This window comes from Actinacidiphila sp. bgisy145, assembly GCF_057708125.1.
Genome location: NZ_JBYIRL010000007.1, coordinates 139,559 through 158,367, shown reverse-complemented (window position 1 = coordinate 158,367; position 18,809 = coordinate 139,559). Strand labels below are relative to the sequence as shown.

1 protein-coding gene is annotated in these 18,809 nt (G+C 73.3%); it reads left to right on the top strand.

The features are described 5' to 3' along the window. The first annotated feature begins 135 nt into the window (after nt 1-135). Nucleotides 136-18,768, top strand: a complete 18,633-nt coding sequence (locus tag AC3ERT_RS08825) for an SDR family NAD(P)-dependent oxidoreductase (RefSeq protein WP_435173526.1) — start codon at nt 136-138, stop codon at nt 18,766-18,768. Nucleotides 18,769-18,809: the final 41 nt, after the last annotated feature.

Genomic DNA, 18,809 nt, shown 5'->3' with positions numbered 1-18,809 from the left:
GGCCGTTAGGGGGACGCCGCTCCCGACCGCCGCCATAGCGTTCCGGCGGAGCACCAGAAGCCGGGCACAGCGCCGGAACCGGAATCAGGTACGACCGAGGGGCGAGAAGTGACAGCCGAAGGCCACGCCGTATCGATGGACCACGAATTCCCCGGCTGCTCCGCAGCGGACGTCGCCGTCGTCGGAATGTCCTGCCGCCTGCCGCAGGCCCCCGACCCCGCCGGCTTCTGGCGGCTGCTGCGCACCGGCACCAACGCCGTCGCCGACGTCCCCGCCGGCCGCTGGCCCGACCAGGACGGCAACGACGGCCACGACCCGGCCCTGCGCGCCCTGGTCCGCCGCGGCGCCTTCATCGACGCCCCCGACGCCTTCGACGCCGCCTTCTTCGGCGTCTCCCCCCGCGAGAGCGCCGAGATGGACCCCCAGCAGCGCCTCGCCCTCGAACTCGGCTGGGAGGCACTGGAGGACGCCGGACTCGTCCCGGAGACGCTGCGCGGCCTGCCCGTCGGCGTCTACGTCGGCGCCATGGCCAGCGACCACGCCCACCTGACCGCTCTGCGCAGCCCCGGCGCCCTCAGCCACCACACCATGGCGGGCACCCACCGCGCCGTCATCGCCAACCGGCTGTCCTACTTCGCCGGACTGCGCGGGCCGAGCCTCACGGTGGACACCGGCCAGTCCTCCTCGCTCGTCGCCGTCCACATGGCCTGCGAGAGCCTGCGCACCGGCGAGGCCCGGCTCGCCCTGGCCGGCGGCGTCAACCTCAACCTCACCGAGCAGTCCGCCCTGCTGGAGGCCCGGCTCGGCGCGCTGTCCCCCGACGGGCAGTGCTTCACCTTCGACGAACGCGCCAACGGCTACGTCCGCGGCGAAGGCGGCGGCTTCGTCGTCCTCAAACTCCTCGCCGACGCCCTCGCCGACGGCGACGACGTCCACTGCGTCATCCGCGGCAGCGCCGTCAACAACGACGGCGCCGGCGACAGCCTCCTGGTGCCCACCGTCACCGGCCAGCGCGACGTCCTCACCCGCGCCTACGAACGCGCCGGCGTCGCCCCCGGCACCGTCCAGTACGTCGAACTGCACGGCACCGGCACCAAGGTCGGCGACCCCGTCGAGGCCGAAGCCCTCGGCCACTGCCTCGGCACCAGCCCCGACCGCCGGCACCCCCTGCTCGTCGGCTCCGCGAAGACCAACGTCGGCCACCTCGAAGGCGCCGCGGGCATCACCGGCCTGCTCAAGGTCGCCCTCATGCTCAAGCACCGCGAGATCCCGGCGAGCCTGAACTTCCAACGCCTCAACCCCGCCATCCGCGCCGATGAGTGGAACCTGCGCGTCGCCGCCGCACCCGGACCCTGGCCCGAGCCGGCCGGCCCGCTGCACGCCGGGGTCTCCTCCTTCGGCATGGGCGGCACCAACTGCCACGTGGTGCTCAGCTCCCCGCTACGGGCACCCGAGCCCGCCCCCGACCCCGCGCCGCAGCCCGCACCCGGCGAACTGGCCCTCGTGCTCTCCGCCAAGTCCGCCGCCGCACTGCGCGCCCAGGCCGAACGCCTCCGGCACCGGATGGCAGCCGACCCCGCGCCTCGCCCCGCGGACATCGCCTGGTCCCTGCTCACCGCCCGCTCCACCTTCGACCACCGCGCCGCCGTCGTCGGCGCCGACCCGGACCGACTGGCCGCCGCACTCGCCGCCCTGGCCGCAGGAGAGCCCGCCGCCGGCCTCGTCCAGGGCCACGCGGCCCGCCCCGACCACCGGGTGGCGTTCGTCTTCCCCGGCCAGGGCGCCCAGTGGACCGGCATGGCCACCGCACTGACAGCCGCCTCCCCGGTCTTCCGCGCCGCCCTCGAGGAATGCGCACACGCCCTGCGCCCGTTCGTCGACTGGTCGCTGACCGACGCCCTGGACGACGAGGCCCTGCTCGCCCGCGTCGACGTCGTCCAGCCCGCCCTGTGGGCCGTCATGGTCTCCCTCGCCCGCCTGTGGCGCTGGATGGGCGTGGAGCCGGCCGCCGTCGTCGGGCACTCCCAGGGCGAGATCGCCGCCGCCGTCGTCGCCGGCGGCCTGTCACTGACCGACGGCGCCCGCGTCGTGGCCCTGCGCAGCCGGGCCATCGCCGAGACCCTCACCGGCCGCGGCGGCATGGCCGTCGTCTCCCTGCCCGCCCCCGACGCCGCCGCACTGATCGCCCCCTGGGACGGCCGCCTGTCCGTCGCCACCGTCAACGGCCCCGGCTCGGTGGTGGTCTCCGGCGAGTCCGCCGCCATCGACGAACTCGCCGCCCGCTGCGCCGACACCGGCATCCGCTTCCGCCCCGTCTCCGTCGACTACGCCTCGCACTCCGCGGCCGTCGAGGAGATCGAGAGCCGCCTGCTCGCCGACCTCGCGCCCCTGCGCCCCCGGACCGGCACCGTGCCGATGTACTCCTCCGTGACCGGCGCCCCCCTCGACACCGCGGAACTCGACGCGCACTACTGGTACCGCAACCTGCGCCAGACCGTGCAGTTCGAGACCGCGACCCGCGCACTGGCCGCCGACGGGACCACGGTGCTGGTGGAGGTGAGCCCGCACCCGGTGCTCACCGTGCCCGTCCAGGACACGCTGGACGCCCTCGGCGACACGGCCGGCCCCGCGCTCGTCACCGGCAGCCTGCGCCGCGACCAGGGCGGCCTGGACCGCTTCCTGACCTCGGTCGCGCAGGTCCACGTGCACGGCGTGCCCGTCACCTGGACCGCCCTGCTCGAAGGACTGCGGCCGCGGCGCGTCAAGCTGCCCACCTACGCCTTCCAGCGCGAACGGCACACCGTCGCCGGCCTCGGCGAGGCCCCCGCCCGGCAGCTCACCGCCGCACCGGCCGGTACTCCCGCGCCCGCCGCGGTCGCCGAGCAGGACGACGCGCTGCTGCGCGCTCTCGCCCCGCTGTCCGCCAAGGAACGCGACACCTATCTGCTCGGCCTCGTCCGCGACCACGCCGCCGCCCTGCTCGGCCACCGCGGCGGCACGGACGTCGACCCCGCCGTGCCCTTCCGCTCCGCCGGCTTCGACTCGATGACCGCCGTCGACCTGCGCAACCGGCTCCAGGCCGCCACCGGCCTGCCCATCCCGACCAGCATGGTCTTCGACTACCCCACACCCGCCCGCCTCGCGGCCTTCCTCGCCGACCGGCTCGGCGGCACCCGCGCCGCCGCCGACACCGCCGCCCCGCTGCCCGCCCCCGCCCCGGCCACCGGCGACGACCCCCTGGTCATCGTCGGCATGTCCTGCCGCTTCCCGGGCGGCATCACCGGCCCGGACCGGATGTGGGACCTCGTCATCGGCGAGCGCGATGCCATCACCGGCTTCCCGACGGACCGCGACTGGGACCTGGAACACCTCTACGGCCCCGACACCGCGGGCCGCCTCGCCGGCGGCTTCGTCGAGGGCGCGTTGGACTTCGACGCCGGTTTCTTCGCGATGTCGCCGCGGGAGGCGCTGGCCACGGACCCGCAGCAGCGGTTGCTGCTGGAGGGGGCGTGGGAGGCGCTGGAGCACGCGGGTATCGACCCGCTCGCGCTGGCGGGTTCCCCGACGGGTGTGTTCGTCGGCAGCTACGAGTCCGGGTACGCGGAGGTGGTCTCCGCCGCGCTGCCGGACACGGACGCGGAGGCGCAGCTCCTCACGGGTGGTGCGCAGAGCGTCCTGTCCGGGCGGGTGGCGTATGCGCTGGGGTTGGTGGGTCCGGCGGTGACGGTGGATACGGCGTGCTCGTCGTCGCTGGTGGCGCTGCACCTCGCCGGTCAGGCGTTGCGGGGTGGGGAGTGCTCGCTGGCGTTGGTGGCGGGGGTGACGGTGAACGCGCTGCCGCACACGTTTGTGGGGTTTGCGCAGCAGGGTGGGTTGTCTGCTGATGGTCGGTGCAAGGCGTTTGCTGAGGCGGCGGATGGGACGGGCTTCAGCGAGGGCATGGGTGTGCTGGTGGTGGAGCGGCTCTCGGATGCGGAGCGGAATGGTCATCGGGTGTTGGCGGTGGTGCGGTCCAGTGCGGTGAACCAGGATGGTGCGTCGAATGGTCTGACCGCGCCGAACGGTCCGTCGCAGCAGCGGGTGATCCGGCAGGCGCTGGCCGCGGCCTCGCTGTCGCCGTCCGACGTGGACATGGTGGAGGCCCACGGCACCGGGACGACGCTGGGCGACCCGATCGAGGCCCAGGCGGTACTGGCGACCTACGGGCAGGGGCGGCCGGCGGAACGGCCGCTGTGGCTCGGGTCGTTGAAGTCGAACATCGGGCACACCCAGGCCGCGGCCGGGGTCGCCGGCGTGATCAAGACGGTGCTGGCGCTGCGGCACGGGGTGCTTCCGCGGACGTTGCACGTGGACGAGCCGAGTTCGCATGTGGACTGGGCTGCTGGTGAGGTGCGGTTGTTGACGGAGTCGGTGGCGTGGCCGGAGACGGGGAGGGTTCGGCGGGCGGGGGTGTCGTCGTTCGGTATTTCCGGGACGAACGCGCACGTGATTCTGGAGGCGGCGCCTGAGGTCGGTGCGGGGCCCGAGGCGGAGGGTGAAGCGGCACCGGCGGACGGTGCCGGGGCGGTGTGGGTGGTGTCGGGTCGTACGGGGGAGGCGTTGCGGGCGCAGGCGGGGCGGTTGGTGTCGGTGGTGGAGGGCCGGGACCCGGTGGCGGTGGGTGCGGCGTTGTTGTCGCGGTCGGTGTTTGAGCACCGTGCGGTGGTGGTCGGTGCGGATGCGGGTGAACTGACCGCTGGGCTGCGGGCGTTGGCGGCGGGTGAGTCGGTGGCGAACGTGGCGCAGGGTGTGGGGCGGAACGGGCGCCGGGTGGCGGTGTTGTTCGCGGGTCAGGGTGCGCAACGGCTGGGGATGGGGCGCGCGTTGTACGGGGAGTGCGAGGTGTTCGCTGCGGCCTTCGACGAGGTGGTGGCGGAGTTGGACCAGCACCTCGATGTGCCGTTGCGGGATGTGGTGTGGGGTGAGGACGCTGATGGGCTGAACTCCACGGGGTGGGCGCAGCCGGCGTTGTTCGCCGTCGAGGTGGCGTTGTTCCGGTTGCTGGAGTCGTTCGGGGTGGAGCCGGATTATCTGCTGGGGCACTCCATTGGTGAGGTGGCGGCGGCTCATGTGGCGGGGGTTTTTGACTTGCGGGACGCGTGCCGGCTGGTGGCTGCCCGCGCCCGTTTGATGCAGGCACTTCCGGCGGGTGGGGCGATGGTCGCTATCGCCGCCCCGGAGGCTGAGGTGCTGCCCCAGCTGCCCGAGGGCGTCTCGGTGGCGGCGGTCAACGCGCCTGGCTCCGTGGTCGTTTCGGGCGAGGAGGCCGCTGTCCTCGCGGTGGGTGAGCACTTCAAGGCGCTGGGCGTGAAGACGACGCGGCTGCGGGTGTCGCACGCGTTCCACTCGGCCCTGATGGACCCGATGCTGGCGGACTTCACCGCGGCGATCGCCGACGTGACGTTCGCCGAGCCGCGCATCCCCGTGGTGTCGAACCTGACGGGTGAGCCCGCGGACATGACGTCCCCCACGTACTGGGCGCAGCAGGTCCGTTCGGCGGTGCGGTTCGCGGACGGGTTGGCGTGGCTGGCGGCGCAGGGCGTGGACACGTTCGTGGACGCGGGTCCGGACGGCGTCGTGGCGGGGCTGGCGCAGGCCAACGCCGAAGACGCGGTCGCGGTGGCCCTGATGCGCAAGGACCATGACGACGAGCGCACCGTGCTCCGGGCGCTGGGCCAACTCTTCGCGCGCGGCGTGCCGGTGAGGTGGGACGGCCTGTTCGGCGACCGCAAGCCCACCTGGGTGGACCTGCCGACGTACGCCTTCCAGCGCCGCCGTTACTGGCCGCAGGCATCCCTCGCCGGGGGCGACGTGATGGCGGCCGGGCTGGCATCCGCCGAACACCCGCTGCTCGGTGCGGTGGTGTCCGTGCCCACCTCGGACACGGTGGTCCTGACCTCGCGGCTGTCGCTCCGTACGCAGCCGTGGCTGGCCGACCACGCGGTGCACGGCACGGTGGTGTTCCCGGCAACGGGCCTGGTGGAGCTGGCGGTTCGGGGCGCGGACGCCGTGGGTGCGGGCGGGCTGCGGGAGTTGGCGGTGGAGGCGCCCCTCGTCGTCCCCGAGGCCGGAAGCGTCCAGCTCCAGGTCGTGGTGGCGGACTCCCGGGCGGAGATCTACTCGCGCCGCTCCGACGACGACGCGTGGCTCCGGCACGCGACCGCCGCACTCGGTGACGCCGTCGCCTCGGGTGAGGGCGGGTGGCCGTGGCCGCCGGAGAGCGGTGCGCGGGTGGACCTCGCGGGCTGCTACGAACTGGCCGCGGACGAGGGCCTGGTGTACGGCCCGGCGTTCCAGGGTCTGCGGCAGGTGTGGCGGGCCGACGGCGCGGTGCTGGCCGAGGTCGAGGTGCCCGAGGGCGAGGCCGACCGGGCCCGCAGGTTCGGGGTGCACCCGGCGCTGCTGGACGCCGCGCTCCAGGCCGTCGCCTACGCGGGGTGGGACCCGGCGCTCCCCGGCCGGGTGCCGGTGGGCTTTGCCGACGCGACCCTGCACGCCGCGGGCGCGACCGCGGCCCGGGCCCGGGTGGTCCGCACCGGCCCCGACCGCGTGAGCGTCGAACTCGCCGACGCCAACGGCGCGTTGGTGCTGTCCATCGGCACTGTGACCCTGGGTGCGCCGCCCGCGTCCGGCCTGGCGGCCGGCGCCCGCAGCGGCACCGAGCTGGCCCTCGACTGGCCCGCGCTGCCCGTCCCCGACGACGGCGTGGACGACGTACGCTTCGCCTTCGTCCAGGCACCCGGCGCCGACACCGCGTGGCTGCCGGAGGCCGCCTACCCGAGTCTCGACGACGTCCTCGCTGACGAACACCCGCCCCCGTACATCGTGGTGGCCGTGTCGGGGCAGTCCGCGGAGGACGCCGAGAACGCCGAGGACGCGCCGGACGCCATGGTGCGGTCGGTCCACGCCACCACCCGCCGGGCCCTCGAACAGCTCCAGTCCTGGCTGGCCGAGGAGCGCTTCGCCGACACGACGCTCGTCGCCCTCACCCGCGGCGCCGTCGCCACCCACCCCGACGAGCCGGTGCCGGACCTCGGCGCGGCCGCCGTATGGGGCCTGCTGCGCACCGCACAGCGCGAGCACCCGGGCCGCGTCCTGCTCGTGGACGCCGAACCCGGCAAGGCCCTCGACGTACGCCGGCTGGCCCGGGCCGTACGCACCGCCGAACCCCAACTCGCCCTGCGCGGCGAGGAGATCAGAGCGGCACGGCTGATCCGCGTCGCCCCGCGGGACGAGTCGCCGTACGCCGCCCCCGAGGGCACGGTGCTGGTCACCGGCGGTACGGGCGGGCTCGGCCGGGAGGTGGCCCGGCACCTGGTGCGTACGCATGGTGTGCGGAGCCTGCTGCTGGTGAGCCGGCGCGGTCTCGCGGCCGAGGGTGCACCGGAGTTGGCCGAGGAGCTGGGCGCGGAAGGCGCCGAGGTGACCGTTGCGGCGTGTGACGTGAGCGACCGTGATGCGCTGGCGGAGTTGCTGGCGGACGTGCCGTTGAGCGGTGTCGTGCACACGGCAGGGGTGGTGGACGACGGGCTGGTCTCGTCGCTGACCGCGGACCGGTTGGCCCGGGTGCTGGCGCCGAAGGCGGACGCGGCCTGGCACCTGCACGAGCTGACCCGGGACCGCGACCTCACCCTCTTCGCGGTGTTCTCCTCGCTGTCCGGCATCCTCGGCAACCCCGGCCAGGCCAACTACGCCGCGGCCAACGTCTTCCTCGACGCGCTCATGCACGCCCGGCGCCACGCCGGCCTGCCCGGCGTCTCCATGGCCTGGGGCGCCTGGACCCAGGACGTCGGCCTCACCGCGGCGCTGACCGACGCCGACATGCGGCGGCTGGCCCGCTCGGGCCTGCGCCCGCTGTCGGTGCCCCAGGGCCTGGCCCTCTTCGACCGCGCCCTGACCTCCGGCCGGGCCCTGGTCGGCCTCGCCGACCTGGACCTCGCCGCCCTCCGCGCCCGCGACGACCTGCCCGTCTTCCGCGCACTGGCCGGCGGCCCGGCCCGGCGCCGGGCCGGCGACGCGCAGCGACTCGCCGGCGGCCTCGCCGAACAGCTCGCCGGGCTGACCGGGCCCGAGCGCGAGGACCACCTCCTCACCCTCGTCCGCGACCACGCGGCAGCCGTCCTCGGCCACGCCTCGGGCCGGCACCTCAGCGCCACCACCGCCTTCCGCGAGATGGGCTTCGACTCGCTGATGGGCGTCGAGCTGCGCAACCGTGTCAAGCGCGGCACCGGCCTGCCCGTCGCGGACTCGATGGTCTTCGACTACCCGACGCCGCTGCGCCTCGCCCAGTACCTGGCGGGCCTGCTCGACGGCGTCACCCCGAACGCGGGCGGTGCCGCGCCGGCCCGGGCGCTCGCCGACGACGACCGGCTGGCCATCGTCGGCATGGCCTGCCGCTTCCCCGGCGGCGTCACCAGCCCCGACGAGCTGTGGCAACTCGTCGCCTCGGGCACCGACGCCATCGCGGGCTTCCCCGAGGACCGCGACTGGGACATCGAGCAGCTCCACGACGCCGAGGGCACCCGCAGCGGCACCTCCGTCACCCGCAGCGGCGGCTTCGTCGCGGCCGACGGCTTCGACGCCGCCTTCTTCGGCATCTCGCCCCGCGAGGCGCTGGCGATGGACCCCCAGCAGCGGCTGCTGCTTGAGACGTCCTGGGCCGCGCTCGAGGACGCCGGGATCGACCCCCAGTCCCTCGCCGGCAGCCCCACCGGCGTCGTCTTCGGCATCAGCCAGTCCGGCTACGGCGAGCTGGTCGGTTCGCTGGAGGAGACCCAGGGCCACCTCCTGACCGGCGGCGCCTTCAGCGTCGCCTCCGGCCGGGTCGCCTACACCCTCGGCCTCGAAGGTCCCGCGGTCACCGTGGACACGGCCTGCTCGTCGTCGCTGGTGGCGCTCCATCTCGCCGGCCAGGCGCTGCGCGCGGGCGAGTGCTCGCTCGCGCTGGCCGGCGGTGTCACGGTGATGGCCACGCCGAACACGTTCGTGGAGTTCAGCCGGCAGGGCGGTTTGTCGTCGGACGGGCGGTGCCGGGCGTTCGCGGACGCGGCGGACGGGACGGGCTGGTCCGAGGGTGTGGGTGTGCTGGTGGTGGAGCGGTTGTCGGATGCGGAGCGGAATGGTCACGAGGTACTGGCGGTCGTACGGTCCAGCGCGGTGAACCAGGACGGTGCGTCGAATGGTTTGACGGCGCCGAACGGTCCGTCGCAGCAGCGGGTGATCCGGCAGGCGCTGGCGGCGGCTTCGCTCACGCCGGCCGATGTGGACGCGGTGGAGGCGCACGGTACGGGGACGACGTTGGGTGACCCGATCGAGGCGCAGGCGTTGCTGGCGACGTACGGGCAGGGGCGGTCGGCGGAACGGCCGTTGTGGCTCGGGTCGTTGAAGTCGAACATCGGTCATACGCAGGCGGCTGCGGGTGTGGCGGGTGTGATCAAGATGGTGCTCGCGATGCGGCACGGGGTGCTGCCCCGCACCCTGCACGTGGACGAGCCGAGCACCCGGGTGGACTGGACGGCGGGGCAGGTACGGCTGCTCACCGAGCAGCAGCCGTGGCCGGAGACGGGTCGGGCGCGGCGGGCGGGTGTGTCGTCGTTCGGGATGTCCGGGACGAACGTGCACGTGATCCTGGAGGGCCCGGCGGCTCCGGCGGAGGTCGCGGACGCGGAAGAGGGCGAGCCCGACGACGCAGCCGTGGCGTGGGTGCTCTCCGCCCGGGCCGAGGACGGGGTGCGGGGTCAGGCGGAGCGTCTGCTGTCGGCGGTGGAGTCGGCGGAGTTGGAGCCGGTGGGTGTGGGTGCGGCGCTGCTGTCGCGGTCGTTGTTCGATCACCGTGCGGTGGTGGTGGGTTCGGACCGGGCCGAACTGGCGGCTGGGTTGCGGGCGTTGGCGGCCGGTGAGCCGGTGGGCCATGTGGTGAGTGGGGCCGCGCCTGCTGGTCGGGGTCGGCAAGTGGTTTTCGTGTTCCCGGGGCAGGGTGCTCAGTGGGTGGGGATGGCTGCGGGGTTGATGGGTGCCTCGGAGGTGTTCCGGGGGTCGATGGTGGCGTGTGGGGAGGCGTTGCGGCCGTTCGTGGACTGGGAGTTGCTGGAAGTCCTGGATGACGAGGCTGCGTTGGCGCGGGTGGATGTGGTGCAGCCGGTGTTGTGGGCGGTGATGGTGTCGTTGGCGGCGGTGTGGCGTTCGTGGGGTGTGGAGCCGGCGGCGGTGGTGGGGCATTCGCAGGGCGAGATCGCGGCAGCCGTTGTCGCGGGTGGGCTGTCACTGGATGACGGTGCGCGGGTGGTGGCGTTGCGGAGCCGCGCTATCGCCAGCGAGTTGGCGGGTAAGGGTGGCATGGTCGCGGTCTCACTGCCAGTCGATGAGGTGCGCGAACTGCTGCCGGAGAACGTGTCCGTGGCGGTCGTGAACGGTCCGGGGGCGGTGGTGGCAGCGGGTCCGGTGGAGGAGCTGGAGGCGCTGATCGCCCGGTGCGAGGAGCGGGAAGTGCGGGCCCGCAAGGTCCCCGTGGACTACGCCTCCCACTCGGCGTACGTGGAGCTGATCGAGACCCAGGTCCTCGCCGATCTGGCCGAGGTGAGCCCGGTCACGTCCCCCGTGCCCATGTACTCCTCCGTGTCGGGCGAGCGCATCGACACCTCCACCCTGGATGCCGGTTACTGGTATCGCAATCTGCGGCAGACCGTGGAGTTCGAGCAGGCGACGCGGGCTCTGGCGGCCGATGGTTTCACCGCGTTCGTCGAGGTCAGCCCGCACCCGGTGTTGACGATGGCCGTGCACGACACCCTGGGTGAGGACACCGTGGCGACGGGCACCCTGCGCCGTAACGAGGGCGGCTTGGACCGGTTCCTGCTGTCCGCGGCCGAACTGTTCGTCCGTGGGGTGCCGGTCCGGTGGGACGGGCTCTTCGCAGGCCGGGTGTCGGGGCGGGTGAGTTTGCCGACGTATGCGTTCCAGCGGCGTCGGTACTGGCCGGAGCCGTCGTTGGTGGCGGGGGATGTGGCGGCGGCGGGTTTGGTGTCGGCGGAGCATCCGTTGCTGGGTGCGGTGGTGGCGGTGCCGGGTTCGGGCACGGTCGTCCTGACGTCGCGGTTGTCGTTGCGGGCCCAGCCGTGGTTGCGGGATCACGCGGTGCACGGCACGGTGCTCTTTCCCGGAACGGGCTTTGTGGAGCTGGCGGTTCGGGGCGCGGACGCAGTCGGCGCGGGCGGTCTGCGGGAGTTGGTCGTGGAGGCGCCGTTGGTCGTTCCCGAGACCGGGAGCGTCCAGGTGCAGGTCGTCGTGGACGGGTCGGATCGTACGGTGGCGGTGTACGCCCGTACCGGCGAGGAAGAGCCCTGGACCCGCCACGCCACCGGTGCCGTCGTGGACGAGGCCGGCACCGTGGACGCGGCCGAGCTGGCGGGCGCGTGGCCGCCGCCGGGCAGCACACCGGTGGACCTCGCGGACTTCTACGAGCGCAGCGCCGACGACGGGTTCGGGTACGGCCCGGTCTTCCAGGGGCTGACCCGGGCGTGGCGGCAGGACGGCCGGATCTACGCCGAGGCGGCCCTGCCCGACGACCAGGGCACCGCCGCCACGGCGTTCGGCATCCACCCGGCGCTGCTCGACGCGGCCCTGCACCCGAACACCTTCGCCGGCCTGGACCCCGCCGAACTCGGCCGACTGCCCTTCGCGTTCAACGACGTCACCCTGCACGCCGCCGGCGCGAAGGCCGTACGGGTGCGGATGGCGCGCACCGGACCGGACGCCGTCACGGCGGTCCTGGCCGACGAGACCGGCGCACCCGTGCTGTCGATCGGCTCGCTGGTCATGCGCCCGGTCCAGGAGCGGGCGCTCGGCGCGGGCCACACGGCGGAGACGGTGCTCGACCTCGTGTGGAACGAGGTGCCCGAGCCGGTCGGCGCCGCCGCTTCCGACGGCCACGTGCTGCTCGACGTGCCCGCCGCGGCGGACACCTCACCGGAGGCGGTCCACGCGGCCGTGGAATGGGCGCTGACCCAGGTGCGGGACTTCACCGGCGAACGGCTGGTCGTCCGCACCCGCGGCGCGGTCGCCGCCCACCCGGGCGAGACCGTCACCGATCTGGCCGCGGCCGCCGTGTGGGGGCTGGTCCGGTCGGCGCAGAGCGAGGACCCGGGCCGGTTCGTCCTGCTCGACACCGATGCCGACACCGATGCTGTCATCTCCTCCGACATGCCGGCCCGCGCGCTCGGCACCGGCGAGCCCCAACTCGCGGTGCGCGGCGGTACGTTGCTCGCCCCGCAGCTGGTGCGCGCGGACGTGACGGGCGGCGCGGACACCGCACCCGTCACGCTCGACGGCACCGTCCTGATCACCGGCGGCACCGGCGGCCTCGGCAGCGCGGTCGCCCGGCACCTTGTGGCGGCGCACGGCGTACGCAGCCTGCTGCTGCTCAGCCGCCGGGGCGGCGCCGCACCCGGCGCGGACGCGCTGGTCGAGGAGCTGACGGCCCAGGGCGCCGAGGTCACCGTGGCGGCATGCGACGCCGCCGACCGCGACGCGCTGGCGGCCGCCCTGGACGGCGTGCGCCTCGCGGGGGTGGTGCACACCGCGGGCGTCCTGGACGACGGCGTGATCTCCACGCTGACCCCCGGCCAACTCCATCGCGTCCTCACCCCCAAGGTGGACGCGGCCTGGCACCTGCACGAGCTGACCCGCGACCAGGACCTCGCGATGTTCGTCGTCTTCTCCTCGCTCGCCGGGCTCATCGGCAGCCCCGGACAGGGCAACTACGCCGCGGGCAACGTCTACCTCGACGCCCTGGTACGGCACCGCCGGGCGGCCGGGCTCGCCGGTGTCTCCATGGCCTGGGGGCCCTGGGACCAGAGCCTCGGCCTGACCGGCGCGCTCTCCGGCACCGACATGCACCGGCTCGGCCGGCTGGGCATGCGCCCGATCTCGGAGCAGCAGGGCATGGCCCTCTTCGACCGGGCGCTGGCCGCCGACCGGCCGCTGCTCGGCCTGACCGAGCTGAAGGCCGCCGCCCTGCGGGCCACCGCCGACGTCCCCGCCCTCTTCCGCTCCCTTGCCGGCGGCCCGGCCCGGCGCACCCGGGCCCGCGCGGGCACCGCCGACCACACCGTCGGCGGCCTCGCCGCCCGACTGGCCGGGCTCACCGCCGACCAGCGGCGGAGCCATCTGCTCGACCTCGTCCGCGACCACGCCGCCGCGGTGCTCGGCCACAGCTCGGCGAGCCAGGTCGCCCCCGAACAGCCCTTCCGCGACGTCGGGTTCGACTCGCTGACTGCGGTCGAACTGCGCAACCGGCTCCAGACCGTGACCGAACTCGCCCTGCCCTCGACCCTCGTCTTCGACTACCCCAACGCCGTCCGCCTCGCCGACTTCCTGGACGAGCGCCTCGGCGGCGTCGCGGCCTCCCCGACCGAGGCGCTGCCCGCGCTGCGCTCGGTGGACGACGACCCCCTGGTCATCGTCGGCATGGCCTGCCGCTTCCCCGGCGGCGCCTCGGACCCGGACCGGCTGTGGGACCTGCTCGCCCAAGGCCGCGACGGCATGGGCGAGTTCCCCGCCGACCGCGGTTGGGACACCGGTCTGCTGACCGAACTCGCTCACGCCGGCGGGTTCGTGGAGGGCGCGTTGGACTTCGATGCCGGGTTCTTCGCGATGTCGCCGCGGGAGGCGCTGGCCACGGACCCGCAGCAGCGGTTGCTGCTGGAGGGGGCGTGGGAGGCGCTGGAGCACGCGGGTATCGACCCGCTCGCGCTGGCGGGTTCATCAACAGGTGTGTTCGTCGGCAGCTACCAGTCGGGTTATTCGGAGGTCGTCTCGGCGGCGTTGGTGGATGCCGACGCGGATGCGCAGTTGCTGACGGGTGGTGCGCAGAGTGTGTTGTCGGGGCGGGTGGCGTATGCGCTGGGGTTGGTGGGTCCGGCGGTGACGGTGGATACGGCGTGTTCGTCGTCGCTGGTGGCGCTGCACCTTGCGGGTCAGGCGTTGCGGGGTGGGGAGTGTGCGTTGGCGTTGGTGGCGGGGGTGACGGTGAATGCGTTGCCGCACACGTTTGTGGGGTTTGCGCAGCAGGGTGGGTTGTCTGCTGATGGTCGGTGCAAGGCGTTTGCTGAGGCGGCGGATGGGACGGGGTTCAGTGAGGGCATGGGTGTGCTGGTGGTGGAGCGCCTGTCGGATGCGGAGCGGAATGGTCATCGGGTGTTGGCGGTGGTGCGGTCCAGTGCGGTGAACCAGGATGGTGCGTCGAATGGTTTGACGGCGCCGAACGGTCCGTCGCAGCAGCGGGTGATCCGGCAGGCGTTGGCGGCTGCGGGGTTGGGTGCGGCGGATGTGGACGCGGTGGAGGCACACGGTACGGGGACGACGTTGGGTGACCCGATCGAGGCGCAGGCCGTGCTGGCGACCTACGGTCAAGGGCGTTCGGAGGAGCGGCCGCTGTGGCTGGGTGCGGTGAAGTCGAACATCGGTCATACGCAGGCTGCTGCGGGTGTGGCGGGTGTGATCAAGATGGTGCTGGCGCTGCGGCATGGGGTGTTGCCGCGGACGTTGCATGTGGATGAGCCGAGTTCGCATGTGGACTGGGCTGCTGGTGAGGTGCGGTTGTTGACGGAGTCGGTGGCGTGGCCGGAGACGGGGAGGGTTCGGCGGGCGGGGGTGTCGTCGTTCGGTATTTCCGGGACGAACGCGCACGTGATCCTGGAGGCGGCGCCTGAGGTCGGTGTTGGGCCCGAGGTGGAGCCGGAGTCCGTGGTGGGGGACGGCGCGGAGACGGTGTGGGTGGTGTCGGGTCGTTCGGGGGAGGCGTTGCGGGCGCAGGCGGGGCGGTTGGTGTCGGTGGTGGAGGGTCGGGACCCGGTGGCGGTGGGTGCGGCGTTGTTGTCGCGGTCGCGGTTCGACCACCGCGCGGTGGTGGTGGGCGCCGACGCGGGTGAACTGGCCGCCGGGTTGCGGGCGTTGGCTGCTGGGGAGTCGGTGGCGAACGTGGTGGACGGTGTGGCGGCCGGTGGCCGTCGGGTGGCGGTGTTGTTCGCGGGTCAGGGTGCGCAACGGCTGGGGATGGGGCGGGTGTTGTACGGGGAGTCGGGGGTGTTCGCTGCGGCTTTCGATGAGGTGGTGGCGGAGTTGGACCGGCACCTCGATGTCCCGTTGCGGAACGTGGTGTGGGGTGAGGACGCTGATGGGCTGAACTCCACGGGGTGGGCGCAGCCGGCGTTGTTCGCGGTTGAGGTGGCGTTGTTCCGGTTGCTGGAGTCGTTCGGGGTGGAGCCGGATTATCTGCTGGGGCACTCCATTGGTGAGGTGGCGGCGGCTCATGTGGCGGGGGTGTTCTCGCTGTCGGATGCGTGCCGTTTGGTGGCGGCGCGGGCGCGTTTGATGCAGGGGCTTCCGGCGGGTGGGGCGATGGTGGCGATTGCAGCCCCGGAGGCTGAGGTGCTGCCCCAGTTGCCCGAGGGCGTCTCGGTGGCGGCGGTGAACGCGCCCGGCTCCGTGGTCGTTTCGGGTGAGGAGGCCGCTGTTCTCGCGGTGGGTGAGCGGTTCAAGGCGTTGGGTGTGAAGACGACGCGGCTGCGGGTGTCGCATGCGTTCCATTCGGCGTTGATGGACCCGATGGTGGAGGACTTCATGGCGGCGATCGCCGACGTGGAGTTTTCGGAGCCGCGTATCCCCGTGGTGTCGAATTTGACGGGTGAGCCTGCGGACATGACGTCGCCGAAGTATTGGGCGCAGCAGGTGCGTTCGGCGGTGCGGTTCGCGGATGGTTTGGCGTGGTTGAGGGCGCAGGGTGTGGACACGTTCGTGGATGCGGGTCCTGACGGTGTCGTGGCGGGGTTGGCGCAGGCGAACGCCGAAGACACGGTCGCGGTGGCCCTGATGCGTAAGGACCGTGACGACGCGGGCACCGTGCTTCAGGCGCTCGGCCAGTTGTTCGTGCAGGGCGTTCCGGTGACGTGGGACGCGCTGTTCGGCTCGCGCAGGCCCACCGCCTGGGTGGATCTGCCGACGTACGCCTTCCAGCGGCGCCGTTACTGGCCGCAGGCGTCTCTGGTCGGGGGCGACGTGACGGCGGCCGGGCTGGTGTCGGCGGAGCATCCGTTGCTGGGTGCGGTGGTGTCGGTGCCGGATTCGGGTGCGGTGGTGCTGACGTCGCGGTTGTCGCTCCGTACGCAGCCGTGGTTGCGGGATCACGCGGTGCACGGGGTGGTGCTGTTCCCGGGAACGGGCTTTGTGGAGCTGGCGGTTCGGGGTGCGGATGCCGTGGGGGCTGGTGGGCTGCGGGAGTTGGTCGTGGAGGCGCCGTTGGTCGTTCCCGAGGCGGGGAGCGTGCAGGTGCAGGTGGTGGTCAATGACGACAGTGGGCTCGCGGTGTACGCCCGTACCGGCGAGGACGAGCCCTGGACCCGCCACGCGACCGCCGTGCTCGGCGAGGTAGCCGCCCCCGAGCCGGCCGGGTGGCAGTGGCCGCCGGTGGACATCGCGCAGGCCGACATCGGCGACTTCTACCCGGCGCTCGCAGCCGACGGTTTCGTGTACGGCCCCGCGTTCCAGGGCCTGCGGCACGTGTGGGTTGGCGCCGAGGAGGTCTACGCCGAGGTCGCCGTGGCGGACGAGGACGCCGACCAGGCCCGCAGGTTCGGGGTACACCCGGCGCTGCTGGACGCCGCGCTCCAGGCGAGCACCTTCGCCGGGCTCGACCCGGCGCCCGCCGGCCGTATGCCGTTCAGCTTCACCGACGTGGCCCTGCACGCGGGCGGCGCGACGGCGACCCGGGTGCACATGGTCCGTACGGGCCCCGACAGTGTCCGCGTCGAACTGGTCGACGCCGACGGCCGGTTGGTGCTGACGATCGGCACCCTGGTGCTCCAGCCGGTCACATCCACCGGCCCCGCCGGTGACGCCCAGGCGGGCGCGATGCTGGCGGTCGACTGGTCGTCGGTGGTGGCGGTGCCGGAGGAGGTGCCGGGTGCGGGTGCGGGTGTGGCGGTGTTCGGTGTGTCGGAGGACGTCGAACCGGGTGCGGATGTGCTGGTGTTGGCGGCCTACGGTGCCGCGGGCGATGTGGTGGGGTCGGCGCATGGGCTGACGGCGTGGGTGTTGGCTCAGGTGCAGCGGTGGGTGGGGGACGAGCGGTTCGGCGGGAGCCGGTTGGTGGTGGCGACGCGGGGTGCGGTCGAGGCGGAGCCGGGGGAGGCGGTCGCTGATCTGGCGGGTTCGGCGGTGTGGGGTCTGGTGCGGTCGGCGCAGGCGGAACACCCCGGGCGGATCGCCCTGGTGGACGTCGAAGCGTCGGCCACCTCTCTGGACACCGATCTCATCGCCAAGCTCGCGGCTGGTGGGGAGCCGCAGGTGGTCGTCCGGGAGGGTGTCGTCCGTGCGGCGCGCCTGGTGCGGGTGACGGCCACTCCGGACGCCTCGGATACGGAGCCGGCCGGCTTCGGTGACGGTACGGTGCTGGTCACCGGTGGTACGGGCGGGCTCGGGCGGGAGGTGGCCCGGCACCTGGTGCGTACGCACGGTGTGCGGGACCTGCTGCTGGTCAGCCGGCGTGGTGGCGGCGCCGAACTCATCGCGGAACTGACCGAGTTGGGTGCCCGGGCCCGGGTGGCGGCCTGTGATGTCAGTGACCGTGGAGCGTTGGCGGAGTTGCTGGCGGACGTGCCGTTGAGCGGTGTCGTGCACACGGCGGGGGTGGTGGACGACGGGCTGGTCTCGTCGCTGACCGCGGAGCGGTTGGCTCGGGTGCTGGCGCCGAAGGTGGATGCGGCCTGGAATCTGCACGAGCTGACCCGGGACCGTGACCTCACGCGCTTCGTGGTGTTCTCCTCGCTCGCGGGTGTGCTGGGCAGCCCGGGACAGGGCAACTACGCGGCGGCCAACGTCTTCCTGGACACGCTCATGCAGCACCGCCGCCACGCCGGTCTTCCCGCAGTGTCGATGGCCTGGGGCCCTTGGTCCCAAGGTGCGGGCCTGACAGGCGAGTTGTCGGATGCGGACATGCGCCGTATCACCGCCTCCGGGACCCCGCCCTTCACCGTGGACCAGGGCCTGGCGATGTTCGACGCCGCCCTGGCCGGTCCGCAAGCAGCCGTCGCGCTGACCCGGCTGGACCTCAGCACCCTCCGCACCCGCAACGACCTTCCCCCGCTGTGGCGCACCCTCGCCGGCAAGCGCGGGCGGCCGTCCGCCGCCGACCGCCGGCAGGAGGCCGGCACCCTGGCGGACCGCCTTTCGGCGCTGGCCCTTCCCGACCGTACGGAGCAACTCCTCGCGCTGGTACGCGACCACGTGGCCGCGGTGCTCGGATATGCCTCGCGCGAGCAGATCGACACCACCCAGGCTTTCCGGGAACTCGGATTCGACTCCCTCAGCGCTCTGGAACTGCGCAACCGCCTCCAGACGGCCACCGGCCTCGCCATTCCGTCGACCCTGGTGTTCGACTATCCGAATCCGCAGCGCCTCGCCGGCCACCTCGCCGAGCAGTTCGGCGCGACGCCGGGCGCCGATAACGGCACCGCGGCATCCCTGCTCGCCCAACTCGACCTGATCGGTGGCTCATTGGCCGCAGCTGAGGTCGCGGCCGAGGAACGCGAGGCCATCGCGCACCGGCTGCGCTCGATCCTCGACTCCTGGCGCGGCGCCGAGGCGGAGGACACGGGCGAGGACGAGGACTGGGAGACCCCCGACGAGGTCTTCCGCTTCATTGACGACGAACTCGGTATTTCCGAAAGCGAAGTATGAGCGTGACCGGCGTCCACGATCGCCTTTGTAGCGCTTCATTC